Below are 26,081 nucleotides of genomic sequence, written 5' to 3'. Positions count from 1 at the left end.
AGCATGACCAGCATAGATCGAGCCGGAACCTTCAAACTCGGCGACCGCACCGTCCGGCGGTTGGGCTACGGGGCCATGCAGCTGGCGGGTCCGCATGTGTTCGGCCCGCCCAAGGACCGCGCCGCCGCCGTGGCCGTGCTGCGCGAGGCCGTCGCCCTGGGGGTCAACCACATCGACACCAGCGACTACTACGGCCCGTTCGTCACCAACGAGATCATCCGCGAGGCGCTGCACCCCTATGCCGACGACCTGGTGATCGTCACCAAGATCGGCGCGCGGCGGGGCGACGATGCTTCGTGGCTGCCCGCGACCTCGCCCGCCGAGCTGCGGTCGGCGGTGCACGACAACCTGCGGCGCCTGGGCCTGGAGGCGCTGGACGTGGTCAACTTCCGCGCCATGTTCGGCATGATGGCCCCGGCCGAGGGCTCGATCGCCGAGCATGTGGGCGTGCTGGCAGACCTGAAGCGCGAGGGCCTGGTGCGCCATATCGGCGTCAGCAGCGTCACGAGCGCCCAGATCGCCGAGGCGCGGAGCATCACCGACATCGTCTGCGTCCAGAACATGTACAACCTGGCGCACCGCGAGGACGACGCGATGGTCGACGACCTGGCCATGGCCGGGATCGCCTATACGCCGTTCTTCCCGCTGGGCGGCTTCTCGCCGCTGCAGTCGTCGGCCCTGTCCGCCGTGGCCGAGCGGCTGGGCGCCACGCCGATGCAGACAGCCCTGGCCTGGCTGCTGCGCCGCTCGCCCAACATCCTGCTGATCCCGGGGACCTCGTCGGTCGGCCACCTGCGCGAGAACCTGGCGGCGGCGGCGCTGGAGCTCTCGGATGAGGTGATGGCTGAGCTGGAGGGTGTGGCAGGTTAGCGCCGCCTTGCCTTCGCCCAAATGGTGGCGCTGAAACCTCGGCCGTGATCGCCGCCCTGCCTCCCATCCCCGACCCGGTTGTCGTCGACCTCTCCGCCGGCAGGCCGCTCAACGTCTTTCGCCCGGACGAGGCGTTCGGCGGCGGGCTGGACGGGATGGGACGGGGCGAGGTGGCGGCGACCTATACGCCGCGCAACATCAAGGCCATGCGCCAGGCGGGGCTGCGCAAGATCACCTACCGCCTGCGCACCGAACTGGGCAACCAAGTCTGGCACTGGAACCCTGAAGGCCGCTGGAGCGACGCGACCCACGCCCAGGGTTACTGGACCTCGAATGAGACGCCCGGCGCGCCGATCCTGCTGTCTTACGGCTACGACCTGCCCCGGCGCGGCATGACCAACGACAACGCCAACAACGCCGGCTATTCGCGGCTGGACGACGGCGACGCCGGCACGTTCTGGAAGTCCAACCCCTATCTCGACGCCCGCTACACCCACGCCCCGGCGCGGCCGCAGTGGCTGGCGGCGGAGCTGGGCGAGGCCAAGGCGATCGACGCCGCCCGGCTGACCTGGGCCACGCCCTATGCGGTCGACTACCACGTGCAGTACTGGACCGGCCACGACGACTGGGACCCCGACGGACGCTGGATCACCTTCCCGCACGGGACGGTCACGGGCGCGACCGGCGGCGAGGCGATGCTGAAACTGGCCGACGCGCCGATTTCCACCGTGATGGTGCGGGTGCTGATGAGCCGATCGTCCGGGACCGCGCCGAAGGGCTCGACCGACGTCCGCGACGGCCTGGGCTATGCGCTGGCCGAGGTGGGGTTCGGCACGCTGGATGCGGCCGGCTTTCACGACGTGATCCGCAAGGGCCGTTCGCGCACGACCCAGAGCGTCATGCACGTGTCCTCGACCGATCCCTGGCACCGGGCCGTCGACAAGGATCTTGAGCTGGAGCAGCCGGGCCTGGATCTGGTCTACCGCGGCGGCCTGACCAGCGGCCTGCCCATGATGGTGCCGGTCGGGGCGCTGTTCGACACGCCCGATAATGTCGCCGCCGAGATTCGCTGGCTGAAGCGGCGCGGCTATCCCGTCGACCAGGTCGAGATCGGCGAGGAGGCCGACGGCCAGTACAACGCCCCCGAGGACTATGCCGCCCTCTACGAACAGATGGCCGACGCCGTCCACGCGGTGGATCCGAATATCACCACCGGCGGCCCCAGCCTGCAGAACGCCGTCGCCGACATGTGGGGGCCGGACGTCGGCGAGGACCGCTCGTGGACCCGCCGGTTCGTCGACGCCCTGGCCGCCCGGGGCCGGCTGAAGGACCTGGGCTTCGTCTCGTTCGAGCACTATCCGTTCGACGACGTCTGCGGGCCGGTCGAGACCAAGCTGCTGGACCACGACGCCCTGCTGGACGCCGACCTGCAAAGGCTGCGCGACGATCACGTGCCGGCCACGACGCCGCTGGTGATCAGCGAGTACGGCTTCTCGGCCTATTCGGGCCGGGTGATGTCGGAAATGCCGGCGGCGCTGCTGAACGCCGACATCGTCGGGCGTTTCATGGCCAAGGGCGGCAAGCAGGCCTTCCTGTTCGGCTACACGCCCAACCAGCCGATCAACCAGCACCAGGCCTGCGCCGGCTACGGCAACATGATGACCTGGCAGACGGATGAGAACGGGTCGGCCAAGTGGCCCAGCCCGACCTTCCATGCCGCCCGCCTGCTGACCCAGGCCTGGAGCCAGCCGGGCCATGGCGCGCACGAAGTCTGGCCGGCGGCCTCCAGCGTCCGCGACGCCAAGGGCCGAGCGCTGGTCAGCGCCTACGCTGTCCATCGCCCCGACGGCGCCTGGGCGCTGATGCTGGTCAACCGCGACGCCAACTCCGCCCACGCGGCCGCGATGACCTTCAAGGGCGCCGACGGCCGCACGCAAGGCTTCGCCGGACGCGTGGAGGTCTGGCGCTACGACGGCTCGCGCTACGCCTGGAAGGACGCCGGCGAGAAGAGCCGACCGGTCCGCGACATGCCGCCGTTCGAGCTGCGCCAGGACGGGGCGAAGTCTGTGCTTCTGCCGCCCTGGTCGGTGGTCGTCGTGCGCGGCGTGCTCAGCCCGCCAGCACCTGGCTGAGCACCTTGCTGGCCTTGGTGAAGACGCCCAGCAGCGGCATGGCCAGCATCTCCTTCATGGTCAGCGCCAGGATCGCCGCCAGGCCCGCCACCAACGCCAGCTCGATGGCCGCGTTGCCTTCCTCGTCCGCCGCGAACGCGCGGATCGGAGGGTCTTCGCCGATTTCGTGATCCATCCCACTGTCCCAAACCGATACTGAACGGCCGGGTGCGCGCAAGCCGCGCGCCAATCGTGCGTGGGTTGAGGACGCGAGGCGGGGGAAGCCTCAGTGCTTGCCGACGATGTCCTGCACCCGCATGACCGCCGGGCCCAGGATCATGACGAACAGCACCGGCAGGAAGAACAGGATCATCGGCACGGTCAGCTGGGCCGGCAGGGCCGCGGCCTTCTTCTCGGCGGCCGAGAGGCGCAGGTCGCGGTTTTCCTTGGCCATGACCCGCAGGGCCGCGCCCAGGGGCGTGCCGTAGCGCTCGGCCTGGATCATGGCGGTGGCCACGGACTTGATGCCCGGATGGTTGGTCCGTCGGGCGAAGTTCTCATAGGCCAGGCGGCGGTCGGGCAGGTACGACAGCTCGGCGGTGAGCAGCGACATCTCCTCGGCCAACTCCATCGAGCTGGAGCCGACCTCGGCCCCGACCTTCTGGATCGCCGCCTCGATCGACATGCCGCTTTCCACGCAGATCAGCAGCAGGTCCAGCGAATCCGGGAAGGCCGCCACGATCGACTCGCGGCGCTTCTGGGCGATGTTGGAGATGTAGACGTTGGGCGCGTAGTAGCCGAGCACCAGGGCGGCCATGCAGGCGCACAGCTTCTGGATCGGCAGAAGGCCGAAGTCGTTGACGACGTTGAGGTACAGACCCACCACGGCGGCGAACACGAACGGCGCCACGAAGCGGAAGAAATAGAAGGTGCTGACCGGGCGCGGGCCGCGGAAGCCGGCCTGGGCCAGGTTGTCGACGACCTTGGGGTCCTCCAGCAGCCGCGACAGCTGCAGCCGTTCGACGACGTTCTTGTAGAGGCCTTCGTCCTGGTGGCGCAGCGTGCCGCCGGCGGCGCCGCCGGTGCGTTGGGCGATGTTCTGGCGCGCGCGACGCCGCAGTTCCTCGCGGCGGTTGGCCACCGACTTCAGGCGGCCCTCGAGGTTGTTGTCGCGCAGCGCCGGCGAGACCAGGGTGATGATCGTGGCGAACGTCACCAGGGCGATGAACGCCGTCAGGATGTTGGAGGGATCGGTGAGCGTGGCGACAATGCCCATGGCGGCGCGCCCCTAGAACTTGAAGTTGATCATCTTGCGCATCACCACGATGCCCAAGGTCATCCACACCGCGCCGGCCAGAAGCATCAGGTGCCCGCGCGGATCGGTGAACATCGGCTTCATGTAGGACGGCGAGGTGACGCTGATCAGGGTGACGACGCCGGGCGGCAGGCAGCCGATGATCGAGGCCGAGGCGACCGCTTCGGCCGACAGCGCCTTGATCTTCTCCTTCATCAGCTTGCGGGCGCGCAGGACGGTGGAGAGGTTGCCCAGCGCCTCGGCCAGGTTGCCGCCGGTCTTGGCCTGGATGCCCAGAACGATCGCGAAGAAGCGCAGCTCGCTGGTCGGCATGCGCTCGTACATCTTCTCCAGCGCCGCATCGACCGGCACGCCCATGGCGATGTTCTCGGTCAGGGTGCGGAACTCGCCGCCCAGGGGCTCGGGGCTCTCCTTGCCGATGATCTTCAGGCAGTCGTGGACCGGCAGGCCCGACTTGATGCCGCGTACGATGATGTCGATGGCGTCCGAGAAGGCCTCGGTGAACTTCTTGGTGCGGCCCTTGGCCAGGAAGCCCAGGACCCAGCGCGGCAAGCCCAGGCCAGCGGCGAAACCGCCCCCCAGGGCGATCAGCGGGTTCTGGCTCAGCACCAGCAGCACCAGGGCGACGATCAACGCCAGCGCGCCGCTGACGATCCAGAACATCTTGACGTTCTCGCCCAGGCCAGCGGCGAGCATGCGCGCGCTGATGCTCAGCGTGGCCTTCTTCTGTTTGCGCTCCTGCTCCTTGAGCGCCTTGAGGATGTTCTGTCGACGGGCGTCCGGCGTGTTGGCGGCGGCCTTGGCGCGCACGGCGACCTGGCGCTCGCCGCCCCCGGCGATCATCTGGGCGCGCTTGGCGGCCTTGGCCTGGCCGCTGTCACCGCCCGCGAAGGCGAAGCCCAGGCCCGCGATGGTGATGAAGCCCAGGATGCCGGCGATCACGAACAGCATCGTCTACTCCGCCGCGTCGAGGGCTTCGGCCAGCTCGCGCTCCAGGCCGTAATAGCGGGCGCGGTCCCAGAAGCGCGGGCGGGCGATGCCGGTCGAGCGGTGCTTGCCCACGACCTTGCCGTGCTCGTCCTCGCCGGTGATCTCGTAGACGAACAGGTCCTGGGTGACGATCACGTCGCCTTCCAGGCCGACAACTTCGGTGATGTGGGTGATGCGGCGACTGCCATCCCGAAGACGGGCCGCCTGGACGATGACGTCGACCGAGCCGACGATCATCTCCTTGATGGTCTTCGAGGGCAGGCCATAGCCGCCCATGGTGATCATGCTCTCGATACGGCTGATCGCCTCGCGCGGGCTGTTGGCGTGCAACGTGCCCATCGAGCCGTCGTGGCCGGTGTTCATGGCCTGGAGGAGGTCGAACGCCTCCGGGCCGCGGACTTCACCGACGATGATGCGTTCGGGACGCATCCGCAGGCAGTTCTTGACCAGGTCCCGCATGGTCACCGAGCCGGAGCCTTCCAGGTTCGGCGGACGGGTTTCCAGGCGCACCACGTGCGGCTGCTGCAGCTGCAGTTCGGCGGCGTCCTCGCAGGTCACGACCCGTTCGGTCGGGTCGATGAAGGCGGTCATGGTGTTGAGCAGGGTGGTCTTGCCCGAGCCCGTACCGCCCGAGATGACGATATTGCAGCGGCAGGCGCCGATGACGCCCAGAACCCGCGCCCCTTCCGGGCTGATGGACGCGTAGTCCACCAGGTTCTTCATGGTCAGCTTGTCCTTCTTGAACTTCCGGATGGTCAGGGTCGGACCATCCAGAGCCAAGGGGGGCGCGATGACGTTGACGCGTGAACCGTCGGGCAGGCGGGCGTCGCAGATCGGCGAGCTTTCGTCGACGCGGCGGCCGACCTGGCTGACGATCCGCTGGCAGATGTTCATCAGCTGCATGTTGTCGCGGAAGCGGACATTGGTCAGCTGGACCTTGCCGCCCACTTCGATGAACACGCGGTGGGCGCCGTTGACCATGATGTCGGCGATGTCGTCGCGGGCCAGCAGGGGCTCAAGCGGACCATAGCCGAGGACGTCGTTGATGATGTCCTGGACCAGCGTCTCCTGCTCGGCCACCGACATAGAGACGTTCTTGATCGCCACCAGTTCGGCGACGATGTCGCGGATCTCCTCGGCGGCCTGCTTCTGCTCGAGCTGGGCCAGCTGGCTCAGGTCGATGGTGTTCAGCAGGGCGTTGAAGATGACGGTCTTGGTGGCGTGGTAGTAATCGCTCTGTTCACGGACGATGTTGGTCGTCTGGGCGGCGGCGACCCCTTGCGCGGCGCGCAGTTGATCGAGGCCTGGCGTCGCCTTGGGGGCGGGGCCGGCTTTGGCGGGGCTGACGACCTTGGGCGGGGGCGCGGTCGGGGCGGGCGCCGGCTCGACCCGCTGCGGACGCGTGGCGATGGCCGCGCCGCCCGTCGGGGCGGGGGGCGGCGCCTTCTGTTCGGCGGGGGCTGACCGATCACGCTTGCCGAACATCTACTTCTTCTTGAACAGGCCCGAGAGCATGGAAGACTTCTGCGAGGGCGGCGGCTCGCGGCGGCTGATCAGGCGGGCCAGGTGCTCCAGGCCCTCGGCGGCCTTCGACTTGGGCGCCACCTCGGCCAGCATCTGGCCGTTGTTGGCCGCCTGGCCGTAGGGCTTGGGATCGAACGGCAGCACCAGCGACGGCTGGATGCCCAGGGCCTCGCCGAAGTCCTTCACGGGGATCTCGGGACGGCCGGGCACGCCGACCTGGTTCAGAACGAGGCGCGGCGGCGCGTCGTTGGGACGCGAGCCCCTGACCAGGTCGATGATGTTCTTGGCGTTGCGCAAGGACGCCAGGTCCGGCGTCGCCACCACGACCAGATCGTCCGAACCGACCAGCACCCGGCGGGTGGCGGCGTTCCAGACGTGCGGGATATCCAGCACCACGAAGGGCGCGGCGCCGCGAATCTTCTGGGTCGCTTCCTCGTAGGCGTCGGCGCCGATGTCGTAGTCATCGTCCAGCGTGGCCGGGGCGGCGAACAGGCTCAGGCGATCGCCGCAGCGGACCATCATGCGGTCCATCAGCACCGGATCCAGGCGGTCGGGCTGGGTCAGGGCGTCGATGACGCCCTGTAGCGGATCCTGGTTGAAGTCGAGGCCTGCGGTGCCGAAGGCGAGGTCCAGGTCGACCAGCACCGTGGCCGTCTGCATCTTCTCGGCCATCGCCCAGGCGAAGTTGTGCGAGAGCGTCGAGGCCCCCACGCCGCCCTTGGCGCCGACAAAGGCGATCTGGCGGCCGATGAACGGCGCGGACGGGTCGGCGTAGAGGCCGCCGACGGCGCGGATCATCTGCAGCGGCGAGAGCGGCTGGGTCAGGTACTCGCTCACCCCGCGGCGCATCAGCTCGCGATAGAGGGCGATATCGTTGGTCTGGCCCAGCACGACCACCTTGGTGCCCGGGTCGCAGACCTGGGCCAGGCTGTCGAGCAGGTGCAACAGGCGCTGGGCGCCGTCGATCGCCTCGACCATGACCAGCGAGGGGGTCGGCTGGTTCTGGTAGTAGTCGACGGCCGCTTCCAGCCCACCGTCGCGAACGATGGTCGAGGTCCTGGCCATCCGGCGATCGGCGGCGGCGTGCTCGACCATGGCCGCCGTTTCCGGTCGGGCGCAGAAGGCGTGGATGGTGATCCGCGGAATCGTCGCGTCGCCCAGGCCGCCGTCCGAGATCGGCTCGTGATAGATCGGCGCGGCCGGCGGCGCGATCTCGGCGATGTCGAGGTCGTCGTCTTCATAGGCGGCGACGGCCGGCTGCGGCGCGCGGGCCGGCGGCGACGGGCGCTGTTGTTGCGGCGGCGGCGGGGCGGCGCGTTGCGCTTGCGGCTGGGCCTGCGGGGTCGGACGGGTGGCTTGAGGCGCGCGCGGCTGCGCGGGCTCCGGGCGGGCCGGCGGGAAGTCGGCGAACGGGTCGTCGAAGCCGCCCACCGTCGGGTTCAGCGACGGCGGCGCGGACGCGCGCCAGGGATCGGACGCCCCGGTGGTGAACTCGTCCGCGGCGTCGAAGCCAAGGTCGAAGGGATCGTTGTCGGACGGCCGCATTACGGGATCGCCTTCGAGATCGAGCCGCTGGCCTGCTCGTCCTTCTTGGAGCTCGTCACATCGCCCTTGCGATAGAGGCCGAGCACCGTCTCGCGACGGCCGTTGTCGATCGGCGTGGTGTCGCGCGGCCGGATCAGATCCTCGGGATTGGCGACCTGGGCGGCCAGGTTGGCGGCCAGGGCGCAGCCGAAGTTGTCATAGGGCTGGTTGTTGCGGGTGGCCGCCAGGTTTTCCCAATGCTGGCCGCACTTCAGCTTCTCGGCCTCGTAGCGCAGGAAGCCGACGCGGATGGTGTCGTCGTCGGGACCGGTCGGGTTGAAGCCGACGACCCGCACGCGCGAGCCCGGCGCGCCGAGGGTGACCAGGCGGTCCCTGATCTGGGTCGCCATGGCGCCGGCGGTGTTGGGCGAGGTCACCACCAGCTCGCGCGCCTCGGCCTGCAGCCAGCGGCCCATCAGCGCTTCCAGCGCGGCGGACTGATTGGACGACAGGCCCGTGGCGTGCGGGGCCAGCACGATCTCGTCCGGCGCGGAGGTGACCTTGATGCGGTCCATCCACTGCTGGGTGTCGGTGGCGGCGGTCTTCGACGGGCCCTGGTCGGGCGGCGTCGAGGCGCAGGCGGCTAGGCCGGACAGGGCCAGGGCCATCAGGACGGACTTGACGGAGAGGTTAAGCGTCATGGCTGCGTCCTACTCGATCACATAGCCGACGGGGCCCTGGTACGCGCGCCCCGCGTTCGCGCCGACCGGCGCCTTGACCACCTTGTTGAGACGACCCAGCAGGACCGTGCTCATGTCGTTGGCGAAGACCAGGCCGTCGGCCGGCGTCTGCAGGTTCTGCGGACGGGTCGGGTCGACGATGTACGGGGTGACGATGATCACCAGCTCGGTCTGGCCGTTCAGGAAGTCGCGCGACCGGAACAACGTGCCCAGGATCGGCATCGAGGTCATGCCCGGGATCGAGTCGATCGTCTGCTTGGTCGTCTGCTGCAGCAGGCCCGCGATCATCAGCGAGCCGCCCGACGGGATCTCGACGGTGGTCTCGGCGCGGCGCACCGACAGACCGGGCACGACCAGGGCCGCGGAGCCCCCGCTGCTGAGCGAGAACGCGCCCAGGCTGGACAGCTCGGAGACCTCGGTCGAGATCTTCAGCGAGATGCGGCCGCCCGACAGCACCACCGGGGTGTAGCCCAGGCCCACGCCGTAGGGCTTGAACTCGATCGCGATCCGGCCGGTCTGGTCGCTGCCGGTCGGGACCGGGAATTCGCCGCCGACCAGGAAGTGGCCGGCCTCGCCGGACACCGCCGTCAGGTTCGGCTCGGCCAGGGTGCGCAACAGGCCCACCCGCTCGAACGCCTGGACCATGCTCTTGGCCTGGTTCAGGCCGGTGCTGCCGGCCACGTTCCGGATCGTCGACAGCGGATCCTTGGGGTCGACGAAGTCGTAGGCCTTAAGCGTTTCGGAGGTCGTGCAGACGCCGTTCGAACAGCTGGTCAGCGGCACCTTCACGTCGCGCGAGATCACCGGCGCCTTGGTGGTGTCGCGGCTGTAGCCGCCGGTCACGCCGCCCAGCAGGCTGCCGTTGACGCCATAGGTCGGCGAAAGGCCGAACGAGAACTGGTCCTGGCCCAGCTGGCCCATGATGGCGTTGAGGTCGAAGCCCAACTGCTTGATGACGTTGCGCTGCACCTCGATGATGCGAACCTGCAGCATCACCTGGTCCTTGCCGGCGATGGTCAGCATGTTCAGCACGTTCTCCGGCTTGCCGGCGAACTGGGTGGCGATGCGCGTGACCGCGTCGGACTCCGCGGCGTTGCGGACGGTGCCGGTCAGGATGACGCTGTCGCGGATCGGCTGCACTTGAATCCGCGCGTCGGGCAGGACCCGCGCCAGGGTGGCGGAAAGCTGCTCGACCGGCTGGCTGACCCGAATGTTCAGCGACACGATCCGGCGGCCGGCGGCGTCGAAGAAGGCCGCGTCGGTGACACCCTCGGTCAGGCCGACCACATAGATGCGGCGCTTGTCGCGCAGGACGGCGTCGGCCACGGTCGGGTTGGTGACCAAGAGGTCGCGGACGTCGCTGGGCAGCTCGATGACCGCCGACTTGCCCCGCACCAGCTCGACCGTCGCGGCGCTCTGGTCGGCGGTCAGGACGATGCGGGTCACCTGCTCGCCGACCGGCGCGGGGGCCATCGGCATGACCGGCGGCGGAGTCGGACGCGAGACGCGGGCGGCGGGACGATAGACGTGCGAGCCGCCGATCGGACCGTCGGCGAAGGCCGGCGCGGTCGAGGACAGGCCCAACAGGACGGCCATGTGGACCGTCGCGATACGGCGCTTCAGGGACATTTCTGCTTTCACCGGGCGGCTCATGGGCGCACCGAGACGTTGGAGGTCTGGCCGCCCCGATTGATGCGGACGGTGGTGTCCGCGGCCGTCCTCCCGACGATGCCCGAGGGTCCGCCGAGATCGGTATAGGCGCGCAGGGCCAGGGTCACCGGACCGCCGGCCTTGGCGCGGGTCAGGGCCTCGGCCTCTGTCGGGCCGACCTCCAGGGTGGCGGTGGCCGCGACGATCGACTTGGCGTCCTTGTCGGCGGATGTGGACTGGTCCAGGGCCAGGACGCGGATGTTCTGAAGGACGGTCTCGGCCACGACGACGCGACCGCCGGCGCCGCTGTCGCCCGGAGCGGCGGTCGGGGCGTCGTGGGTCATCAGCACATCGACGCGGTCGCCGGGCAGGACGAAGCCGCCCGCCGCGGTCTCGGAGGTGACGGGCACGGCCATGGCGCGCTTGCCGGGGGTTAGGACGACGGACAGGTAGCCGCCCTCGCCGCCCCGCACGATCTTGCGGTTGGTGATCGGTTCACTGGTCAGGATCGGGTCGCGGACGATCGCGCCCTCGACGATCTTGGCGGGATCGCCGCCGATCATCTGGTCGGCGGCGCCGCTGACGGCGGCCTTGGCGGCCTCGACCTTGCCGTTCGGCGCGGCCGGGGCCGCGCCATTGGTGATGAAGGCGGGACTGATGGAGTCCGAGGGCCAGGCCTGCCAGGCGACATCGGCGGCCACCAGGCGCGTGCCGATCGGCAGGTCGCGCTTGGCCACCAGGACCTGGGTCATCGGCTTGCCCGGCGCGACGGGCGCGGCCACGGCGGCCGGAACGGCCGGCTTGCCGCCCAGCGCGCGCTGCAGGACCACGGCCAGGCCTATGGCCGAGACGGCGGCGATCAGGACGATCAGGAGGCGAACGGGGCTCATGCGCGGGCTGGAACTCTAGGGTGAGCCGCACGGCCGCCGGTCCGGCGAGCACGCACGATTCGTCAGTCAGCCTTTCTGGCCACGCTCCATGCTCACCCGCGCATGGTTAACGGCTGCTAAAAGTTTTCACCGTTCGGTAGGGAGGGCGCGTGGCAGGGTGTCGCGGGATGAGTCAGCGCGCGGCGCGGCTCAACCCGAACGAGTCTCAGGTGAGGGCGGCGGCGGCCAGGGCGCCGTGCGGAAAGGCCCACAGGGCGCCGGCGGCGATGGCGAGGCCATACGGCAGATCGCCGTCTTTGGCCGCCAGCTTGCGCAGCCAGGCCGGCCCGCCGGCCACGGCCGGGACCAGATAGCCCGAGCGCAGGGTCAGGATGGCGAAGGTCAGGACCCCGCCCGCCAGGCCGGTATAGACCAGGAACATGAAGGCGCCGGGCCAGCCCATCCACAGGGCGCAGACGGCGAACAGCTTGCCGTCGCCCCCGCCGATCCAGCCGGCGGCGAACATACCCATTCCGAGGACGAGAGCGCCGACGCCCACGGCCAGGCACAGACCGATCTGGGCCAGCGGCGCGCCGCTGACCAGGGCGGCCGGAACGAAGGCCGCGATCAGGGCCAGCGAGATCCAGTTGGGGATCGTGTAGCTGATCAGATCCTTCAGGCCGCCGATGATGGCCAGGACCGGAAAGATCAGCAGCAGCGGGATCTGGATAGCTTGCATGCTCTGGCGCCTTCTCGAATCCCCGTCGGGGACCCCTTCCGTACGGTTCATTCTGGGCGGGACGGATGAAGCAATCGTTTCCCGCGCCCCAACCTTCAAAACGAAGACCCGGCCTTCAAAACAAAGAAAAGGGCCGAGGCTTGCGCCTCGACCCTCTTCTTTTCGAGTGTTTAGCTAAGGATCAGGTGCCGCCGGCGGTCGAGACCTTGTCGGCGACGCTCTTGAACTTCGAGTTCAGGTTGGTGCCGAGGACGCTGACGCCCGAGATGATCACGACGGCGATGAGGGCAGCGATCAGGCCGTATTCGATGGCCGTGGCGCCCGATTCATCCTTCAGAAAGCGAGTGACGAACTTGGTCATGAGTAGATCTCCTAAAGTCAGAGCTGGTTGATTTGAGGCTTCAAGCCGGCTCGACTTGCTAACCCCCGAAAACACGATCAATTTGGCCCACCTCACTTAATGGCCAGTAAACACCGAATAGTTTTCAGAGATTTTCTTTTGGTTTATTTGTATTTACCGTTATCTGCTCTTAACCATGGACGCGACGAACGCGATCAACCCCTTCTGAATCAATGACTTTCTCAAGCGACGCTTGGACGCGGCCAGCCCGGCTTTAGTCTTTTGTTGACCAAACTGACCGATGCTGAGGGACGTTCGGATCCCAGATCGGAAACCTCATGCGCCACCTATCCCTCGCCATCGCCGCCGTCCTGACCCTCGCGGGCGGGGCCGCCAGCGCCCAGACGGGCGCCCTGCCGGTGAAGGCGACCTCTTTCGACCTGTCGCTCGCCGCGGGCGAAGCCACCTCCATGAGCGTGGGCGGCGTGGTGCGTGACGTGGTGATCGCCGATCCCACCATTGCCGATGTAAGCATCGTCAACGAGCGCACCCTGGTCGTGATGGGCAAGCGCCCGGGCGTCACCACCGTCATGGCCTTCGGCGCCGGCGGCGCGACCCTGACCAGCCGCCATGTGGTCGTTTCGGAGATCGGCGACGGCGGCGTGACGGTCTATCGCGGCGCGGCGGCCAACAACTATGCCTGCGGGGTCGCCCGCTGTATGCGCGTCGGCGCCGCCGGCGCGTCGGGCCCGGCCTCGGGCACGCCGTAAGCCCCTCTCCTACGCGGGCGCGCGCTCTAACCAGTTGGTAGGATCGTTCGGCTAGGGTGGCGGTCGATTGTTCCGGGGTCCGCGCGCCGCATGGCCTACCACCACATCCTCGCTCGCGCCCGACGCCGGCTGGCCCGCTTCGCCAGCCGCTTCACGCGCGCCGAGCAAGGGGCCACGGCGGTCGAGTTCGCCCTGGTCTTCATGCCCTTCCTGATGCTCATCTTCGCGATGATCGAGCTGGGCCTGGTGTTCCTGGTCTCGCTGCTGCTCGAGAACGCCATCATCGACGTGGGCCGCACCATCCGCACCGGCGAGCTCCAGACCACCGGCGGCACGGCCGACAGCTTCAAGACCGCCGTATGCAACAAGATCGGCGCGATCGGCTCGACGAGCTGCGCCACCGCCCTGCAGATCGACGTGCGCACCTATGCCGACTACTCGACCAGCAGCACCTCGGGCCTGGCCACCGGCACGGTGCCCACCACCATGCAGTGGAATCCCGGCACGTCGGGCTCGATCGTCCTGATCCGCGCCTACTACACCTGGCCGCTGGTCACGCCGCTGCTGCAGACCGGCCTGCAGAACGCCAACGGCAGGCGGATCATCTACGCCGCCACGGCCTTCACCAACGAGCCCTACGAGCCATGACCCGGCGCCCTCCCCGTTTCCGGAAGACGGTCTCCCTGGGGACCTTCTCTCTGAAGTCGTTCTGGCGCGACCGCCGCGGCGTCTCGGCCATCGAGTTCGCCCTGATCGCCCCGGTGCTGGTGCTGATGTACTGCGGCTTCGCCGAGACGACCCAGGCGATGATGGCCCAGCGACGCCTGTCGAACATCACCTCGCAGATCGGCGACCTGGTGGCCCAGGGCACCCAGACCGGTCCGTTGAAGATGACCGACATCTTCAACATCGGGAACCTGATCATGGCCCCCTACCCGACGGCCTCGCTGAAGATGTGCGTCTACAGCGTCATCTCCGACGCGACGGGCAAGGACAAGGTCGACTGGGTCCAGACCAATCCGGCCGGCGTCGGCATGACCGGTTGCCCGGCCAAGAACGCGATCGTCACCAACATCGACGTCGGCGTGCTGCCGGCCAGCCAGAGCGTCATCGTCGCGCGCGCCAGCTACGACTACACCTCGCCGATCAAGCTGGTCATGCCCACCACCATGACCTTCAAGCGCAGCTACTATCTGCGTCCACGCCGCACCGACGCGGTCGCCTGGATCAGCACGCTTTAGCGAGCCGCTCGACCAGAAGGTTGGGCATGAAGGTTCGCTCTCCCAGCCGCGACAGCGGGCGCACGCCGATCAGGCTGTTGGTCAAGAACACCGCCTCGGCCCGGTCCAGCGCCTCGATCCCGACGGCGACCGCCTCCACGGCCTCCAGCGCCATCAGCCGCGCCCGGGTGATCCCGGCCAGCGCGCCGCGGTCCAGGCGCGGAGTGAAGAGTCTGCCGCCTTCGATCCAGAACAGGTTGGCCGCCCCGGCGCAGGCGAGCTCGCCGCGATTGTTCAGCATCACCGCCTCGTCGGCGCCCGCGGCCTTGGCCTCGGCCCGGGCCAGGACGTTGTCGAGATAGCTCAGGGTCTTCAGGCGCGAGGCGGGCGAGCCCTCGTTGCGGCGCGTGGTCGCGACGATGGCGCTGGCCGGCGCGGCGGGCGGCGTCGAGGGCGCGGCCGCGGCGAACAGGCGCGGCAGCGGCGCGGCCGGGCGATCCAGCCCCCGGCCGCCCGAGCCGGCGGTCAGGGTCAGCCGCACGGCGAACCGGCCAGCGGCCGGCGCCGCCTCGCGAACACGCCGCTCGGCCTCGTCGCGGTCGAACGGCAGGCCCAGCACCGCGCAGCCGGCGGCCATCCGGTCGAGATGGGCGGCCAGACGCGGCAGCGCGCCGTCGAGGGCGAGCAGGGTCTCGAACAGGCCATCGCCCAGCAGCAGACCGCGATCATCGAGAGGCATGGCGTCGTGAGAGATCATTCGGTCAGGGCCCTCTTCAGCGCGGCGATCTTGGCCTCGGTCTCCAGTCGCTCGCCAAGCGGGTCGCTGTCGGCCACGATGCCCGCCCCCGCCCGCGCCTCCAGGGTCCAGCCCTGAGCGCCCTCGACCAGGCCGACCGTGCGGATCAGCACGCTGGAGTCGAACGCCCCGTCGAAGCCGGCCCAGAACAGGCTGCCGCAATAGGGTCCGCGCGGCGGCTCCAGGCTGGCGATGACCTTCATCGCCTGGACCTTGGGCGCCCCGGTGATCGAGCCCGGCGGGAAGCTGGCCCGCAGCAGGTCGGCGATCGTCCGGCCGCCGGCCAGCTGACCGGTCACCGTCGAGACCAGATGGTGGACGTTGGCGAAGCTCTCGACCTTGAACAGCTCCGGCGCGCGGACGCTGCCCGGCGGGCTGACCCGGGCCAGGTCGTTGCGCATCAGGTCGACGATCATCAGGTTCTCGGCCCGGTCCTTGTCGCTGGCCAGCAGCTGGGCGGCCAGGGCCTTGTCCTCGGCGGCGTCGCGGCCGCGGGGGCGCGTGCCCTTGATCGGCTGGGTCAGGATCGCCCCGTCCGCCCCGACCTTCAGAAAGCGCTCCGGCGAGTTGGAGACCAGGGCCCGGCCCGGCAGACGCCAATAGGCCGAGAACGGAGCCGGGCTCTGGCTTCGCAGCCGCGTGAACAGGTCGAACGGATCGGCGCCGGCGGCGAGCCGTCCGGTCCAGGCGCGGGCGATATTGGCCTGGAAGATCTCGCCGGTGAGCACGCGCGAAACCACCTCGGCCACGGCGGCCTCATAGGCGTCGCCGTCGGAGGCGGTGAGGTCCGGGCACAGCGGGCCTTCGAACGGCGCTTGATCGGCCGAAGCGTCCAGCCAGACCAGGGCCGCGCGGGCGCGGGCCCGCGCCTCGGCGTCCGTCTCGCCCCTGCCCACCGCCACCACCCGCCGAGCGTGATGGTCGAAGGCCAGCAGGGCCGGATAGCGGGCGCAGGTCAGGTCCGGCCAGGCAGAGCGGGAAAGGCCCAGGCGCTCGACGCGGTCGCCCAGTTCGTAGGCGGCCAGGCCAATGACGCCGCCCTGGAACGGCGGGCCCTCGAGATCGCTGGGCTGGCGGAGGCCAGTAAGGTCGGCGAGCTTGGCGAACGGGTCGACGGCGTCCTCGGCGACAAGGCTGAAGGTCTCATCGGGCTGGCGCAGCAGATACGACCACCGCCCCGCCCCGCCGGTGATCAGCGCGCAGGCGTACGGCTCGTCCCGGAACGGAGCCAGCGCCCACACCGGCTCGCGCCAGGGGGCGGTGAGGAGAGCGACGCGGCGCATGGGCGGGATGTAGCAGGCGGAGCGGTCCCCCTCCACCGCCGTTCGGCGGCCCCCCTCCCCCAAGAGGGGGAGGAGAGTTAGTGCTAAGTCTCCCGCTCTCCGCCCTTCACCGTGAACAGCCCGATCAGCCCCAGGGCCAGCAGCCCGGCGATCGGGATGAAGCCCGCGACCTGGCTGGCGAACACCTTGGTCGCCAGGGCCACCAACAGCGAGCCCAGCCACATGGTCGCGGTGCCCGACAGCGAGAACAGGCCGAAGAAGGCGGCCATGCGGTCCGGCGGGGCCAGGCGGACCAGCAGGGTCCGGCTCGAGGCGTACTGGGCGGTGACGAAGACGGCGATCAGCAGGCCCAGGCCCAGATAGATGATCTCCGGCAGGGTGCGGAACAGCGGACCGTTCCAGACGGCCGGATGGGTCGCCGCGTCCCAGGTCCACAGGTACAGGATCTTCTCGCGGCCCATGCCCAGGGTGCCCAGCAGCACCAGGATGCAGATGCCGACCTCGACCTGGATCGCCCGCTTGGGGCCCAGCGCCAGGTCCAGCTTCGGCGCGATCAGCCCGCCCAGCACGCCGAAGATCGACAGCGAGATGCCGTAGGCCAGCATTTCCAGCTCGCCCCACTTCATCAGCCCCGCCGCGAACAGGCCCCCGAAGATCAGCAGGGCGGTCATGCCGTCGCAATAGAGCATCCGCGCGCCCAGGAACTTGGCGACGTCGGCGTGGCCCTTGAGATTGCCGAAGGTGTCGAGGATCAGCTTGACCCCCTCCTTGATGGCGGCGAGCAGCGAGACGCCGGTGCGCGGGGCGTCGCGGGTCCACAGGAAGAACGGGATCGCGCCCAGCAGCATGACCGCCGCCGACAGCGGGCCGACAATGCGGCTCGGCTCGTGCTCCACCTGGCTGAGGCCGAACAGCGGCGCGGACGGCACGAATGACCACGGAACGACGCCCGGCAGCACGAAGGCCCACATCACGAAGATCAGCAGACTGACCGACAGGCCGTTGGCCAGGGCGTAGCCCAGCCCCGACAGAACCGGCTCCTGGCCCTTCTCGGACGCGCGGGCCAGCAGCGAATTGTTGAGCACGTCGCCGCAGTTATAGGCCACGCCCAGGATGATCAGGACCACGCCGACCAGATCGACCGACAGGCCGCCGGGCTTGGCCAGCCACAGGAGAAACAGCAGGGGGGCCATGATCGCCAGGATGCCGGCCATGAACGGCTTGCGCGGCCCGAACCGCTCGATCGAGGCGCCCAGGATCGGCGCCAGGGCCGCGGTCAGCAGGCCATAGACGGTGGAGATGTCGGCGACGGTCGCCTGGCCCCGGACCGGATCCCCGACCAGCACCCGCGAGAAATAGGGCGAGAAGACATAGATGGTGACCAGGATCACATAGGGGTCGCGCGAGCCCTGGTGCAGGATCCAGCTGAGCGCGCCGCGGGAGAGCTTCTGCTTGGGGGCGGGGATGAGGGTGTCATCACCCGCGACATCGCTCATGCCCGGAGGCCCACCCGCCAACTCACTCATACCGCACCCTGATGACGCTCGGTTCTCTGCCGGGACCGTAGGGTGAGGCTGGACCTTAAACGAGCGTTTGTCACCTCACCTTTCTTGTCATCCCGGCCGAAGCGAAGCGTAGAGCCGGGACCCAGGGGCGGCGCGAACAGCGCTCTGTCACCCCCTGGGTCCCTGACAGCCTCCGCGAGGCTTCCGGAATGACAAGAGAGGGTGGCTGTTACAGCAGAATATGCGCCCGGACCTGCTCGCGCGTCGCCGCATCAATCCCCACCGCCTGCTCCAGATACCCGTCCAGGCTCCCGTGCTCGGCCTTGATCACCTCGAAGGCCGCCGCCAGGTAGCGCGCCTCGACGCCCATGGCCGCGCGCATGGCGGCCTCGTCCGGACGCCGGCCGGTGAGGCCCTCGATGTGATCCATGAACATCGCCCCGCGCCGGTCGAAGCGGGTCGGGTCGTTGGTCAGCAGGTAGTCGTCGATGACATCGTCATCGGCCACGCCGGCGATGTGGTGGGTCAGCGCCGCCAGCACGCCGGTGCGGTCCTTGCCCGCCGCGCAGTGGATCAGGGCCGGTCCCTTGCCCCGCGCCAACGCCAGGAAGAAGCGGCGGAACAGGTCGATGTGCCGTTCCTTGAACGGAAGGCGGCGGTAGTACTCGTCCATGTAGTCGTGGACGGTTTCGACGGTGAGGTCCGTGCTGGTGATGAACTCCAGCCACGGATCCGTCCCCGTGACGCCCAGGTCATTGTCGATCACCTGGGCGGAGAAGCCCGTCCAGCGGCGCGAGGGCGAACGCTCGCGCTCGTTGGGCCGGCGCAGGTCGACCAGGGTGACGATGCCCATCGCCGCCATGGCCTCGAGGTCGGCGTCGGTGGCCTCGGCCTGGTGGGCCGCGCGGAACAGCACGCCCCGCTTCAGGCGCCCCGCCCCCGCGGCGTAGTCGCCGAAGTCACGGAAGTTCTCGACGCCTTGCAGCGGGATGTGGCGGGTCATTCTACTTCCTCAGCAGCGGCTGGATGCGATCCTGCAGGGGCTGGTCGACATAGGTGTGAAACAGCCACGCGAACCCATAGGCGATCGGGAAGCCGGCCAGCCACATCAGCCACTGCCAGCCGATGCCGATCGGCACCGTCTCGATCAGCTTGTGCACGGCGCTCCAATAGATCACGCCGACGAAGATGTGGGTGATGAACAGGGCGAAGGACAGCTTGGCCCCCTCCTCGATCCAGGCTTTCGGATGCTTGACCGGCAGGCGGCCGGCGCCCAGCACGATCATGGCGATGGCCAGCAGCGAGGGGGCGTCGAACAGCCAGGTGTCGGGCAGGGCATAGCGGTCCAGCGGCTGGGTGCAGACCAGCAGGGCGACGCCGCTCCACAGCAGGATCTTGGCCGCCCGTTCCGAGGGCCAGCGCATGTCGACCGCTCGCGCCAGGCAGACGCCCAGGATGAACAGCGGCAGGGCGCGCATGACGCCGTACTGGAATTGCAGGTCCGGCAGGGCGTGGTGGAAGACGTGGCGGGCGATGACCTCGAACACGCCCAGGATCGCCGCGGCGCCAAGCGGCAGGATCCAGGCATGGCGCACCTTGCTGACCGTCTTCCAGAAGAAGGGAAACAGGGCGTAACAGACGATCAGGGCCGACAGCGACCAGCTGGGCAGGTTCCAGCCGTCGCTGGTGAAGCCCCAGGCGTGGACCAGGAAGGCCTGGGCCGGCAACTGGTCCCAGGCGAAGCGGCTGGGCTTGTGGGCGTCGGTGCCGACGGTGTTGAGCAGCAGCACCAGCACGGCCAGGAAGCCCAGGACGACCAGGTGCCCCGGCCACACCCGCGCCGCGCGGCGGGCCCAGAAGCGGGCGGGCGAGATCCGCCCGGTCAGCACCGAGCCGCCATAGGCCCGGCCCAGCACATAGCCCGACAGCATCAGGAAGAAGTCGGTCGCCAGAAAGCCGCGCGAGAACACCTGGCCGAAGCGCTCGATCCGCATCGGGCTCTCGGCGCCGTAGTGGTAGACGACGATCAGCAGCGAGGCGAGGAAGCGCAGGAAATCCAGCGCGCCGCCCCGGACGGCCGCCTTGTCGGGGCGCTCCAGCACGACCGCGGCCTGCGGTTCACCAGACGGTGTTTCTGGAGGAATCTGGGAAAACGGGACGGTCACGGACCCCGCCATAACAAAGCCGGCCGCGCGGCGAAAGCCGTGTCCGGAACGTCGCCTTGCGATATGGCGTCGCGGCCACTATCTGCAACTCTTGTTGTTTCTAATAGGCCCTTCTCCATAGGATCGACCATGTCCCGCATGCCCGTCCTGTTCGTTGGCCACGGCTCGCCGATGAACGCCATCGAGGACAATGCCTGGAGCCGCGACTGGCGCCGGCTGGGCGAGACGCTGCCCCGTCCCAAGGCCGTGCTGATGATCAGCGCCCACTGGGAGACGCGCGGCGCCTCGGCGGTCAGCGCCTCGCCCGCGCCCGAAACCATCCACGATTTCGGCGGCTTCCCTCAGGCTTTGTTCGACGTCCAGTACCGCGCGCCGGGCGATCCGGCCCTGGCGGCGCGGGCGGCCGAGCTCTTGTCGCCTGATGTCGTGGTCCAGCATCCGACGCGGGGTATCGACCACGGCGCCTGGGGCGTTCTGAGGCCGATGTATCCGGACGCCGACATTCCTGTCGTGCAGCTGAGCATCGATCGCGGCCGCCCGGACCGCTGGCACTACGAGGCCGGCCGGCGACTGGCGGCCCTGCGCGACGAAGGCGTGCTGATCATGGGCAGCGGCGACATCGTCCATAACCTGCGGGCGGCCGACTTCCGCCGGCCCGAAGCGCCGGAATGGGCGGATCGCTTCAACGAGACGGCCAAGGCGCTGATCCTGGCGGGCGACCATGATCCGCTGATCGACTGGCGGAGCCTGGGGCCGGACGCGGAGATCTCGATCAACAGCGCCGAGCACTATCTGCCGCTGCTTTACGTGCTCGGAGCCCAGACGCCTGGCGAGCCGGTGAGCTTCTTCACGGATGATGTGTTCGCGGCGATCTCGATGACGGGGGTGAAGGTGGGTTAGAGCGGCGCTGTAAGTCTCTCCTCCCCCTTTGGGGGAGGTGGCGCGGCGCGAATACGCGCCGTGACGGAGGGGGACGGCGCGGACCTAAATAGCGCCGCGCTAACCCCCTCCACCGCCGTTCGGCGGTCCCCCTCCCCCAAGAGGGGGAGGAGAGTGAACCGGCCGCCTCAGATGGCCGCCGCCGCCCTCTCCGCCGCCGCCAGCCTCTCCTCCATCCCTTTCCCGTACATCCCCGAGATTCGCGCCAGCACCTCGGTCGGCGCCGTCTCCGGACGCCCAGCGTCGAACGGCGGGGCCGGCGCGTATTCCACCGCCAGCTGGATCCCCTGCGCCACCGCCTCGCCGGCCAGCTCCGCCACGACCGTCAACGCAAAGTCGATGCCCGCCGTCACCCCGCCGCCGGTGATGTAACGGCCGTCCCGCGCCACCCGCGAGGAATCGGGAATGGCACCGAACAGCGCCAACTGGTCGCGCCAGGCCCAGTGGCACGCCGCCCGCCTGCCCTTCAGCAGCCCCGCCGCGCCCAGCACCAGCGAGCCCGTGCAGACCGAGGTCACATACCGCGCCCCGTCCGCCAGCCGCCGGATCTCCGCGATGAAGTCCCTGTCGCCCATGGCCTGGGTCGTCCCGAACCCGCCCGGCACAAGCAGCACGTCGCAGGCCTCGATGTCCGACAGTTTCGGCAGGTGCGCGAACACCAGGCCGTCGGCCTCGATCTCGCCGCCGGCCAGGCTGGCCACGGTCACCTTGGCGCCGGGCAGGCGGCACAGGATCTGGTGCGGGCCGGTGAAGTCCAGGTGCGTGACGCCCGGGAAGATGGCGATCACGATTTGCAAAGAAGGGGTTTGGGACTGGCTCATGCGATGGTCTCCGTCATGATTGCGTGGAGACCATGGTTCGGTTAGCGTCCGTCCGAAATGACATAGTTCCCACGGTTTCAGCCAAGGCCTTCGTCATGCCCCGCGCGATCGGCTTCCTGGTCTATCCAGGCTTCCAGCTTCTGGACGCCACCGGACCCATCGCGGCCTTCGAGATCGCCGGGCGGTTCTCGCCGGGCGCTTACAGTCTTCATGTCCTGTCGCTGCGCGGCGAGCCGACGCCCAGTTCGTCGGGCGTGACAATCCAGACCACCGCCCTGGCCGAGGCGCCGCGCCTCGACACCCTGATCATCTCGGGCGGCGACGGGGTGAAGGTCCCGGCCACCTGCCCCGAGACCCTGGCCTTCGTCCGTCAGACCGCGCGCGACGCCCGGCGTGTGGCCAGCGTCTGCTCCGGCGCCTATGTCCTGGCCGAGGCGGGCCTGCTGGAGGGCAAGCGCGCCACCACCCACTGGAGCCGGACCAAGGACTTCCAGCGCCGCTATCCGGGCGTGAAGCTGGAGCCCGACCGCATCTGGATCCAGGACGGGGCGGTGTGGAGTTCAGCGGGCATCACCGCCGGCATCGACCTGTCGCTGGCCCTGATCGGCGCCGACGAAGGCGAGGCCGTCGCCCGCCGCACGGCCCAGCAGTTGGTCGTCTATCATCACCGTCCCGGCGGCCAGTCGCAGTTCTCGGCCCTGATCGACCTGCGTCCCGGGCGGTTCGATACCTTGCTGTCCTGGGCCCGGCAGAACCTGGCCCAGTCCCTCTCGGTAGAGCAATTGGCCGAGCGCGCCGCCATGAGCCCGCGCAACTTCGCCCGCCTGTTCGCCCAGGAGACCGGCGTCACCCCCGCCAAGGCCGTCGAGCGCCTGCGGGTCGAGGCCGCCCGCGCCCTGCTGGACAGCCAGCCGCTGCAGGTCGAAGACGTGGCGCTGGAGACCGGGTTCGGCGACTCCGAGCGGATGCGCCGGGCCTTCATCCGCGCCTTCGGCCAGCCGCCCCAGGCGCTGCGCCGCTCGGCGAAGAGCCTGTGAAGCGCGCCGCCTGACACAGGCCGGCAACAATGCACATCGATCTTGCGCTGGTCGGGGGACATCACTGTTCTAGATCTGGAGCACCACATGACCTTCGCGAAGATGCTGGGCGTCACCACCCTGGCCGTCGCCACCCTCGCCCTGGCTATCCCCACCGCCGTCACCGCCGCCCCGCACCACAATCGCCCGCACAAGGTGAAGGTCTGCAAGTGGGAGCGCCACCACGGCAAGAAGATGAAGGTCTGCCACTGGGTGACCCGCCGCTAGTCGCGGCGAGCGCGGCCGTACATTCGGACATCGCCACGCAACATCGCGACGGGATCATGCGTTTCCGGATCGAGGGACTATTCGATCTTGGAGCACATCATGCCCGTCGCGAAACTGCTGGGCGCTGTCGCCCTGGCGGCCGCCACCCTGGCCCTGACCGTCCCGTCCTCGGCCGGCGCCTTCGACCGATACGATCGCCACGATCGCTATGATCATCGATACGACCGCCATCACGCGCGCCATGACCGCGTGCGCTATGAGCGCGGTCGACACTATCGCCCCCACAAGGTGCGGGTGTGCCGCCCCGAGTGGCGTCATCATCACCGGGTGACCGTCTGCCGCTACGTCTGGCGCTAGGGTCGCAGGCCGCCCGCCCGAGCGGCGGGCGGCCTCGCCCTCCCCACAAGCCTCCACCCTTGGCCCGGGCGCCGGATCGGTCCAGGCTGGACGCCATGCTCTATCTCGTCATCAAGGCCACCGTCTCGGGGGTGATCGTCGCCGCCGTGTCGGAGATCGCCAAGCGCTATCCGGGCCTGGGCGGGTTGGTCGCCTCGCTGCCGCTGGTCTCGGTGCTGGGCATGATCTGGCTGTGGCGCGACACCCATGATCCCGCGCGATTGGCGGCCCATGCCAGCGGCACCTTCTGGTTCGTGCTGCCTTCGCTGCCGATGTTCCTGCTGATCCCGGCGATGCTGAAGCGCGGCGCGCCGTTCTGGACGGCGCTGTTGGCGGGGTGCCTGCTGACCATGGCGCTTTACGCGGCGATGGTCTGGGCGGGGCCGAAGCTGGGCTTGAAGCTTTAGCTCAACCTCTGGACGCGCCAAACACCTCCCGATAGCCTTTCGCCGTTCGCGGAGGGGTCATGCGCGGTCCGAACCATATCCTGCCGGCGCTGGCGGCGCTGGTCCTGCTGTCGCTCGGCGGGTTGGCGCGGGCCGCGCCGTGCGAGCAGCGCTCGCCGACGGTGTTCGCCCTCAGCGGCGAGACCAATCCCGCCATGGCCGACTGCGTGGCCGCCAAGCTGCGGCCGACCACGACCGAGCTGGTCGTCGACAGCCCGGGCGGCCCCAGCGGCGTGGCCATGGACATCGCCGAGCGCCTCTCGGGCTTGGGCGACCTGACGATCCGGGTCGACGGCGAGTGCGCCTCGTCCTGCGCCAACTATTTCCTGCCGCTGGGCCGCCGCCTGCTGGTCGGGCGCCAGGCGATCATCATGGTCCATGGCGGCATGGATCCCGCCCAGGTCGCCAAGGTCGCCCCGGGCGAAAAGGCCGCGATCCGGGCCCTGGCCGACAAGCAGCTGGCCTTCGCGCGCCGCCACAAGATCCCGCCAGGCTGGCTGCTGTACCGCACGGCGGCGGCGCCCACGCGGGTCGACGGCCTGGACGGCGCCTATCGCTGGCGGACGAAGCCCGAGGCCGAACTTTATCTGGTCGAGGCGCCGATGCTACGCTCGTGCCTGCCGGGTCTGGACGTCACCGCCTACGAGACCTGGCTGAAGAGCCAACTGACCCCGGAACGGATCGCACGCCTCAAGAAGAACCGCATCGCCGCCACCGGCACGGTCATCTGCAACGGGCAGGGGTGGTAGGCGGCTGACCTCGGGCAACGCCGCCCCCTACCCCCTGGCCTCCAGCCGCGCCGTCAGCGCGGTCATCTGGGCCTCGAGCCGTCCCAGCGCCTCGGCGTGCTGCTTGCTCAGGGCGACGATGTCGCGCTCGCGCAAGGCGTCCAGCTTGTCGTGCAGGTGCATGATCTCCAGCTCGGCCCGCAGGTTGACGACATAGTCGTGCTCGGCGTTCTGGCGATCCTTCAGCGCCTGGCGGTTCTGGCTCATCATGATCACCGGGGCCTGCAGCGCCGCGACCGTGGACAGCAGCAGGTTGAGGAAGATGAACGGATAGGGGTCGAAGGCCAGGTTCAGCGGCTTGAGCACCACATTGGCGGCCGTCCATAGCAGCAGGGCCGCGCTGAAGCCGCCGATGAAGGCCCAAGAGCCGCCGACCGCCGCCACCTTGTCGGCCAACCGGTCCCAGAACGAGCGGTCGTCATTGACCAGGACCGAATTCAGGCCGGTCGGCGCCTCGGCGCAGATCAGGTCGATGACGCTCTTCTGGACCTCGTTCAGTCGCCCGTAGGGAACCGACAGAAGTTCGCGGGACAGCTGGTCGAGGCGTTCGTCGATATTCATGGGCGGACTCTTGGGCGGGTGAAGGCAGGGGCATCGGCTAAGCCGGCGCGCAAGGCCAGCTTAAGCGTCATCACCCGGTGATTGACAGGCCCGCCTTCGCAAGGCGACGCTCGCCGGGTCGGGTGGGGCCGACCTCAAGTCAAACCGATCGATGGAGACGACAGATGGCCCATAAGTTCGTGATCAAGAAGAACAAGGCGGGCGAGTTCGTCGCCTACTTCACCTACAACAGCGAAACCATCTTCTGGACCGAGGGCTACGCGTCGAAGGCCTCGGCCAAGAACGCCATCGAGTCGATCCTGAAGAACGGCCCGGGCGCCGAGATCGACGACCAGACCCTGGCGGACTGATAGATGCTCCCCCGCGATGCGGGGGAGCTGTCGGCGGAGCCGACTGAGGGGGCGAGCTGGACGTT

The 26,081-nt window shown here is 69.0% G+C and carries 29 protein-coding genes; 12 read left to right on the top strand and 17 right to left on the bottom strand.

The window, feature by feature from the left end; all coding sequences use genetic code 11:
* Positions 1-3: 3 nt before the first annotated feature.
* Together ACW175_RS03840 and ACW175_RS03835 are read left to right on the top strand one after the other, a co-directional pair.
* Positions 4-870: an aldo/keto reductase family oxidoreductase gene (locus ACW175_RS03840; protein WP_492103334.1), complete on the top strand. Its 867-nt coding sequence runs from the start codon at positions 4-6 to the stop codon at positions 868-870.
* 44 nt (positions 871-914) lie between these two features.
* Entirely contained in the window at positions 915-3,002 is a 2,088-nt protein-coding gene (locus tag ACW175_RS03835) for a hypothetical protein (RefSeq protein ID WP_492103333.1), read from the top strand.
* On the opposite strand, the gene ACW175_RS03830 is transcribed toward ACW175_RS03835, so the two are convergent.
* From ACW175_RS03830 to ACW175_RS03785, 10 genes are all read right to left on the bottom strand, one after another.
* Complete coding sequence (locus ACW175_RS03830; RefSeq protein ID WP_492103332.1) at positions 2,980-3,177, bottom strand: hypothetical protein; 198 nt, start codon at positions 3,175-3,177, stop codon at positions 2,980-2,982. The genes ACW175_RS03835 and ACW175_RS03830 overlap by 23 nt on opposite strands.
* 90 nt (positions 3,178-3,267) lie before the next feature.
* The gene (locus tag ACW175_RS03825; protein WP_492103331.1) at positions 3,268-4,257 is read right to left on the bottom strand and encodes a type II secretion system F family protein; all 990 of its coding nucleotides are present in this window, start codon (positions 4,255-4,257) and stop codon (positions 3,268-3,270) included.
* 12 nt (positions 4,258-4,269) lie between these two features.
* Positions 4,270-5,247 carry a type II secretion system F family protein gene (locus ACW175_RS03820; RefSeq protein ID WP_492103330.1) on the bottom strand — a complete coding sequence of 326 codons (978 nt, stop codon included), beginning with the start codon at positions 5,245-5,247 and terminating at the stop codon, positions 4,270-4,272.
* 3 nt (positions 5,248-5,250) lie between these two features.
* On the bottom strand, positions 5,251-6,771 hold the full coding sequence (locus ACW175_RS03815; RefSeq protein ID WP_492103329.1) for a TadA family conjugal transfer-associated ATPase: 1,521 nt from the start codon (positions 6,769-6,771) through the stop codon (positions 5,251-5,253).
* Complete coding sequence (locus ACW175_RS03810; RefSeq protein WP_492103328.1) at positions 6,772-8,355, bottom strand: CpaE/TadZ family protein; 1,584 nt, start codon at positions 8,353-8,355, stop codon at positions 6,772-6,774.
* Entirely contained in the window at positions 8,355-9,035 is a 681-nt protein-coding gene (locus ACW175_RS03805; RefSeq protein ID WP_492103327.1) for a CpaD family pilus assembly lipoprotein, read from the bottom strand. The genes ACW175_RS03810 and ACW175_RS03805 overlap by 1 nt, the downstream gene beginning before the upstream one ends.
* Positions 9,036-9,044: 9 nt before the next feature.
* On the bottom strand, positions 9,045-10,703 hold the full coding sequence (locus ACW175_RS03800) for a type II and III secretion system protein family protein (protein ID WP_492103326.1): 1,659 nt from the start codon (positions 10,701-10,703) through the stop codon (positions 9,045-9,047).
* Between the two features lie 20 nt (positions 10,704-10,723).
* Positions 10,724-11,614 (bottom strand): Flp pilus assembly protein CpaB, encoded by an 891-nt coding sequence (gene cpaB / locus ACW175_RS03795; protein WP_492103325.1) that lies wholly within the window; start codon positions 11,612-11,614, stop codon positions 10,724-10,726.
* A 205-nt stretch (positions 11,615-11,819) separates the two neighbouring features.
* On the bottom strand, positions 11,820-12,332 hold the full coding sequence (locus tag ACW175_RS03790; protein WP_492103324.1) for an A24 family peptidase: 513 nt from the start codon (positions 12,330-12,332) through the stop codon (positions 11,820-11,822).
* Positions 12,333-12,513: 181 nt separating this feature from the next.
* Positions 12,514-12,693 (bottom strand): Flp family type IVb pilin, encoded by a 180-nt coding sequence (locus ACW175_RS03785; protein ID WP_492103323.1) that lies wholly within the window; start codon positions 12,691-12,693, stop codon positions 12,514-12,516.
* 317 nt (positions 12,694-13,010) lie between these two features.
* Here ACW175_RS03785 and ACW175_RS03780 point away from each other — a divergent pair, with 317 nt between their 5' ends.
* From ACW175_RS03780 to ACW175_RS03770, 3 genes are all read left to right on the top strand, one after another.
* Positions 13,011-13,442, top strand: coding sequence for a pilus assembly protein N-terminal domain-containing protein (locus ACW175_RS03780; RefSeq protein WP_492103322.1), 432 nt, complete (start codon positions 13,011-13,013; stop codon positions 13,440-13,442).
* Between the two features lie 90 nt (positions 13,443-13,532).
* Positions 13,533-14,090 (top strand): TadE/TadG family type IV pilus assembly protein, encoded by a 558-nt coding sequence (locus tag ACW175_RS03775; protein WP_492103321.1) that lies wholly within the window; start codon positions 13,533-13,535, stop codon positions 14,088-14,090.
* Positions 14,087-14,683, top strand: coding sequence for a TadE/TadG family type IV pilus assembly protein (locus tag ACW175_RS03770; RefSeq protein ID WP_492103320.1), 597 nt, complete (start codon positions 14,087-14,089; stop codon positions 14,681-14,683). Before ACW175_RS03775 ends, ACW175_RS03770 begins: the two co-directional genes overlap by 4 nt.
* Here the strand turns inward: ACW175_RS03770 and ACW175_RS03765 are convergent.
* From ACW175_RS03765 to ACW175_RS03745, 5 genes are all read right to left on the bottom strand, one after another.
* On the bottom strand, positions 14,670-15,419 hold the full coding sequence (locus ACW175_RS03765; protein ID WP_492103319.1) for an aminotransferase class IV: 750 nt from the start codon (positions 15,417-15,419) through the stop codon (positions 14,670-14,672). The genes ACW175_RS03770 and ACW175_RS03765 overlap by 14 nt on opposite strands.
* Entirely contained in the window at positions 15,416-16,741 is a 1,326-nt protein-coding gene (gene pabB, locus ACW175_RS03760) for an aminodeoxychorismate synthase, component I (RefSeq protein ID WP_492103318.1), read from the bottom strand. Before pabB ends, ACW175_RS03765 begins: the two co-directional genes overlap by 4 nt.
* Positions 16,742-16,824: 83 nt before the next feature.
* On the bottom strand, positions 16,825-18,267 hold the full coding sequence (locus ACW175_RS03755; protein WP_492103317.1) for an MFS transporter: 1,443 nt from the start codon (positions 18,265-18,267) through the stop codon (positions 16,825-16,827).
* Positions 18,268-18,475: 208 nt separating this feature from the next.
* On the bottom strand, positions 18,476-19,249 hold the full coding sequence (locus ACW175_RS03750; RefSeq protein WP_492103316.1) for a tyrosine-protein phosphatase: 774 nt from the start codon (positions 19,247-19,249) through the stop codon (positions 18,476-18,478).
* A gap of 1 nt (position 19,250) precedes the next feature.
* Complete coding sequence (locus ACW175_RS03745; protein ID WP_492103315.1) at positions 19,251-20,423, bottom strand: acyltransferase family protein; 1,173 nt, start codon at positions 20,421-20,423, stop codon at positions 19,251-19,253.
* Positions 20,424-20,540: 117 nt separating this feature from the next.
* Here ACW175_RS03745 and ygiD point away from each other — a divergent pair, with 117 nt between their 5' ends.
* Complete coding sequence (ygiD, locus tag ACW175_RS03740; RefSeq protein ID WP_492103314.1) at positions 20,541-21,311, top strand: 4,5-DOPA-extradiol-dioxygenase; 771 nt, start codon at positions 20,541-20,543, stop codon at positions 21,309-21,311.
* 167 nt (positions 21,312-21,478) lie between these two features.
* Here ygiD and ACW175_RS03735 read toward each other — a convergent pair whose 3' ends face one another.
* Positions 21,479-22,171: a DJ-1/PfpI family protein gene (locus tag ACW175_RS03735; RefSeq protein WP_492103313.1), complete on the bottom strand. Its 693-nt coding sequence runs from the start codon at positions 22,169-22,171 to the stop codon at positions 21,479-21,481.
* A 95-nt stretch (positions 22,172-22,266) separates the two neighbouring features.
* Between ACW175_RS03735 and ACW175_RS03730 the strand changes: the two genes are divergently transcribed.
* The 5 genes from ACW175_RS03730 to ACW175_RS03710 all read left to right on the top strand — a co-directional run bounded on the left by ACW175_RS03730 (position 22,267) and on the right by ACW175_RS03710 (position 25,066).
* Entirely contained in the window at positions 22,267-23,208 is a 942-nt protein-coding gene (locus ACW175_RS03730; protein WP_492103312.1) for a GlxA family transcriptional regulator, read from the top strand.
* An 87-nt stretch (positions 23,209-23,295) separates the two neighbouring features.
* Positions 23,296-23,475, top strand: coding sequence for an HHHH-motif protein (locus ACW175_RS03725; RefSeq protein WP_492103311.1), 180 nt, complete (start codon positions 23,296-23,298; stop codon positions 23,473-23,475).
* Between the two features lie 99 nt (positions 23,476-23,574).
* On the top strand, positions 23,575-23,832 hold the full coding sequence (locus tag ACW175_RS03720; protein ID WP_492103310.1) for a hypothetical protein: 258 nt from the start codon (positions 23,575-23,577) through the stop codon (positions 23,830-23,832).
* Positions 23,833-23,927: 95 nt separating this feature from the next.
* Positions 23,928-24,278, top strand: a complete 351-nt coding sequence (locus ACW175_RS03715) for a DUF3147 family protein (protein WP_492103309.1) — start codon at positions 23,928-23,930, stop codon at positions 24,276-24,278.
* 59 nt (positions 24,279-24,337) lie between these two features.
* Positions 24,338-25,066 carry a hypothetical protein gene (locus ACW175_RS03710; RefSeq protein WP_492103308.1) on the top strand — a complete coding sequence of 243 codons (729 nt, stop codon included), beginning with the start codon at positions 24,338-24,340 and terminating at the stop codon, positions 25,064-25,066.
* Positions 25,067-25,093: 27 nt separating this feature from the next.
* On the opposite strand, the gene ACW175_RS03705 is transcribed toward ACW175_RS03710, so the two are convergent.
* Entirely contained in the window at positions 25,094-25,666 is a 573-nt protein-coding gene (locus ACW175_RS03705; protein ID WP_492103307.1) for a DUF1003 domain-containing protein, read from the bottom strand.
* A 164-nt stretch (positions 25,667-25,830) separates the two neighbouring features.
* Here ACW175_RS03705 and ACW175_RS03700 point away from each other — a divergent pair, with 164 nt between their 5' ends.
* Positions 25,831-26,016: a YegP family protein gene (locus ACW175_RS03700; RefSeq protein ID WP_492103306.1), complete on the top strand. Its 186-nt coding sequence runs from the start codon at positions 25,831-25,833 to the stop codon at positions 26,014-26,016.
* Positions 26,017-26,081: the final 65 nt, after the last annotated feature.

This window comes from Caulobacter sp. FV1ye6ST (assembly GCF_058681225.1).
The sequence above is the reverse complement of the archived record's forward strand: the minus strand, read 5'-3'. Positions and strand labels throughout refer to the sequence as shown.

Excerpts from the sequence above, each read along its gene's own strand:
- ACW175_RS03770 (WP_492103320.1), top strand. The coding sequence starts at position 14,087 with ATGACCCGGCGCCCTCCCCGTTTCCGGAAGACGGTCTCCCTGGGGACC.
- ygiD (WP_492103314.1), top strand. The coding sequence starts at position 20,541 with ATGTCCCGCATGCCCGTCCTGTTCGTTGGCCACGGCTCGCCGATGAAC.
- ACW175_RS03780 (WP_492103322.1), top strand. The coding sequence starts at position 13,011 with ATGCGCCACCTATCCCTCGCCATCGCCGCCGTCCTGACCCTCGCGGGC.
- ACW175_RS03750 (WP_492103316.1), bottom strand. The coding sequence starts at position 19,249 with ATGACCCGCCACATCCCGCTGCAAGGCGTCGAGAACTTCCGTGACTTC.
- ACW175_RS03800 (WP_492103326.1), bottom strand. The coding sequence starts at position 10,703 with ATGTCCCTGAAGCGCCGTATCGCGACGGTCCACATGGCCGTCCTGTTG.
- ACW175_RS03810 (WP_492103328.1), bottom strand. The coding sequence starts at position 8,355 with ATGCGGCCGTCCGACAACGATCCCTTCGACCTTGGCTTCGACGCCGCG.
- ACW175_RS03725 (WP_492103311.1), top strand. The coding sequence starts at position 23,296 with ATGACCTTCGCGAAGATGCTGGGCGTCACCACCCTGGCCGTCGCCACC.
- ACW175_RS03715 (WP_492103309.1), top strand. The coding sequence starts at position 23,928 with ATGCTCTATCTCGTCATCAAGGCCACCGTCTCGGGGGTGATCGTCGCC.
- ACW175_RS03830 (WP_492103332.1), bottom strand. The coding sequence starts at position 3,177 with ATGGATCACGAAATCGGCGAAGACCCTCCGATCCGCGCGTTCGCGGCG.
- ACW175_RS03765 (WP_492103319.1), bottom strand. The coding sequence starts at position 15,419 with ATGATCTCTCACGACGCCATGCCTCTCGATGATCGCGGTCTGCTGCTG.
- ACW175_RS03785 (WP_492103323.1), bottom strand. The coding sequence starts at position 12,693 with ATGACCAAGTTCGTCACTCGCTTTCTGAAGGATGAATCGGGCGCCACG.
- ACW175_RS03730 (WP_492103312.1), top strand. The coding sequence starts at position 22,267 with ATGCCCCGCGCGATCGGCTTCCTGGTCTATCCAGGCTTCCAGCTTCTG.
- cpaB (WP_492103325.1), bottom strand. The coding sequence starts at position 11,614 with ATGAGCCCCGTTCGCCTCCTGATCGTCCTGATCGCCGCCGTCTCGGCC.
- ACW175_RS03815 (WP_492103329.1), bottom strand. The coding sequence starts at position 6,771 with ATGTTCGGCAAGCGTGATCGGTCAGCCCCCGCCGAACAGAAGGCGCCG.
- ACW175_RS03745 (WP_492103315.1), bottom strand. The coding sequence starts at position 20,423 with ATGGCGGGGTCCGTGACCGTCCCGTTTTCCCAGATTCCTCCAGAAACA.
- ACW175_RS03840 (WP_492103334.1), top strand. The coding sequence starts at position 4 with ATGACCAGCATAGATCGAGCCGGAACCTTCAAACTCGGCGACCGCACC.
- ACW175_RS03700 (WP_492103306.1), top strand. The coding sequence starts at position 25,831 with ATGGCCCATAAGTTCGTGATCAAGAAGAACAAGGCGGGCGAGTTCGTC.
- pabB (WP_492103318.1), bottom strand. The coding sequence starts at position 16,741 with ATGCGCCGCGTCGCTCTCCTCACCGCCCCCTGGCGCGAGCCGGTGTGG.
- ACW175_RS03820 (WP_492103330.1), bottom strand. The coding sequence starts at position 5,247 with ATGCTGTTCGTGATCGCCGGCATCCTGGGCTTCATCACCATCGCGGGC.
- ACW175_RS03735 (WP_492103313.1), bottom strand. The coding sequence starts at position 22,171 with ATGAGCCAGTCCCAAACCCCTTCTTTGCAAATCGTGATCGCCATCTTC.
- ACW175_RS03755 (WP_492103317.1), bottom strand. The coding sequence starts at position 18,267 with ATGAGTGAGTTGGCGGGTGGGCCTCCGGGCATGAGCGATGTCGCGGGT.
- ACW175_RS03720 (WP_492103310.1), top strand. The coding sequence starts at position 23,575 with ATGCCCGTCGCGAAACTGCTGGGCGCTGTCGCCCTGGCGGCCGCCACC.
- ACW175_RS03805 (WP_492103327.1), bottom strand. The coding sequence starts at position 9,035 with ATGACGCTTAACCTCTCCGTCAAGTCCGTCCTGATGGCCCTGGCCCTG.
- ACW175_RS03825 (WP_492103331.1), bottom strand. The coding sequence starts at position 4,257 with ATGGGCATTGTCGCCACGCTCACCGATCCCTCCAACATCCTGACGGCG.
- ACW175_RS03775 (WP_492103321.1), top strand. The coding sequence starts at position 13,533 with ATGGCCTACCACCACATCCTCGCTCGCGCCCGACGCCGGCTGGCCCGC.
- ACW175_RS03705 (WP_492103307.1), bottom strand. The coding sequence starts at position 25,666 with ATGAATATCGACGAACGCCTCGACCAGCTGTCCCGCGAACTTCTGTCG.
- ACW175_RS03710 (WP_492103308.1), top strand. The coding sequence starts at position 24,338 with ATGCGCGGTCCGAACCATATCCTGCCGGCGCTGGCGGCGCTGGTCCTG.
- ACW175_RS03790 (WP_492103324.1), bottom strand. The coding sequence starts at position 12,332 with ATGCAAGCTATCCAGATCCCGCTGCTGCTGATCTTTCCGGTCCTGGCC.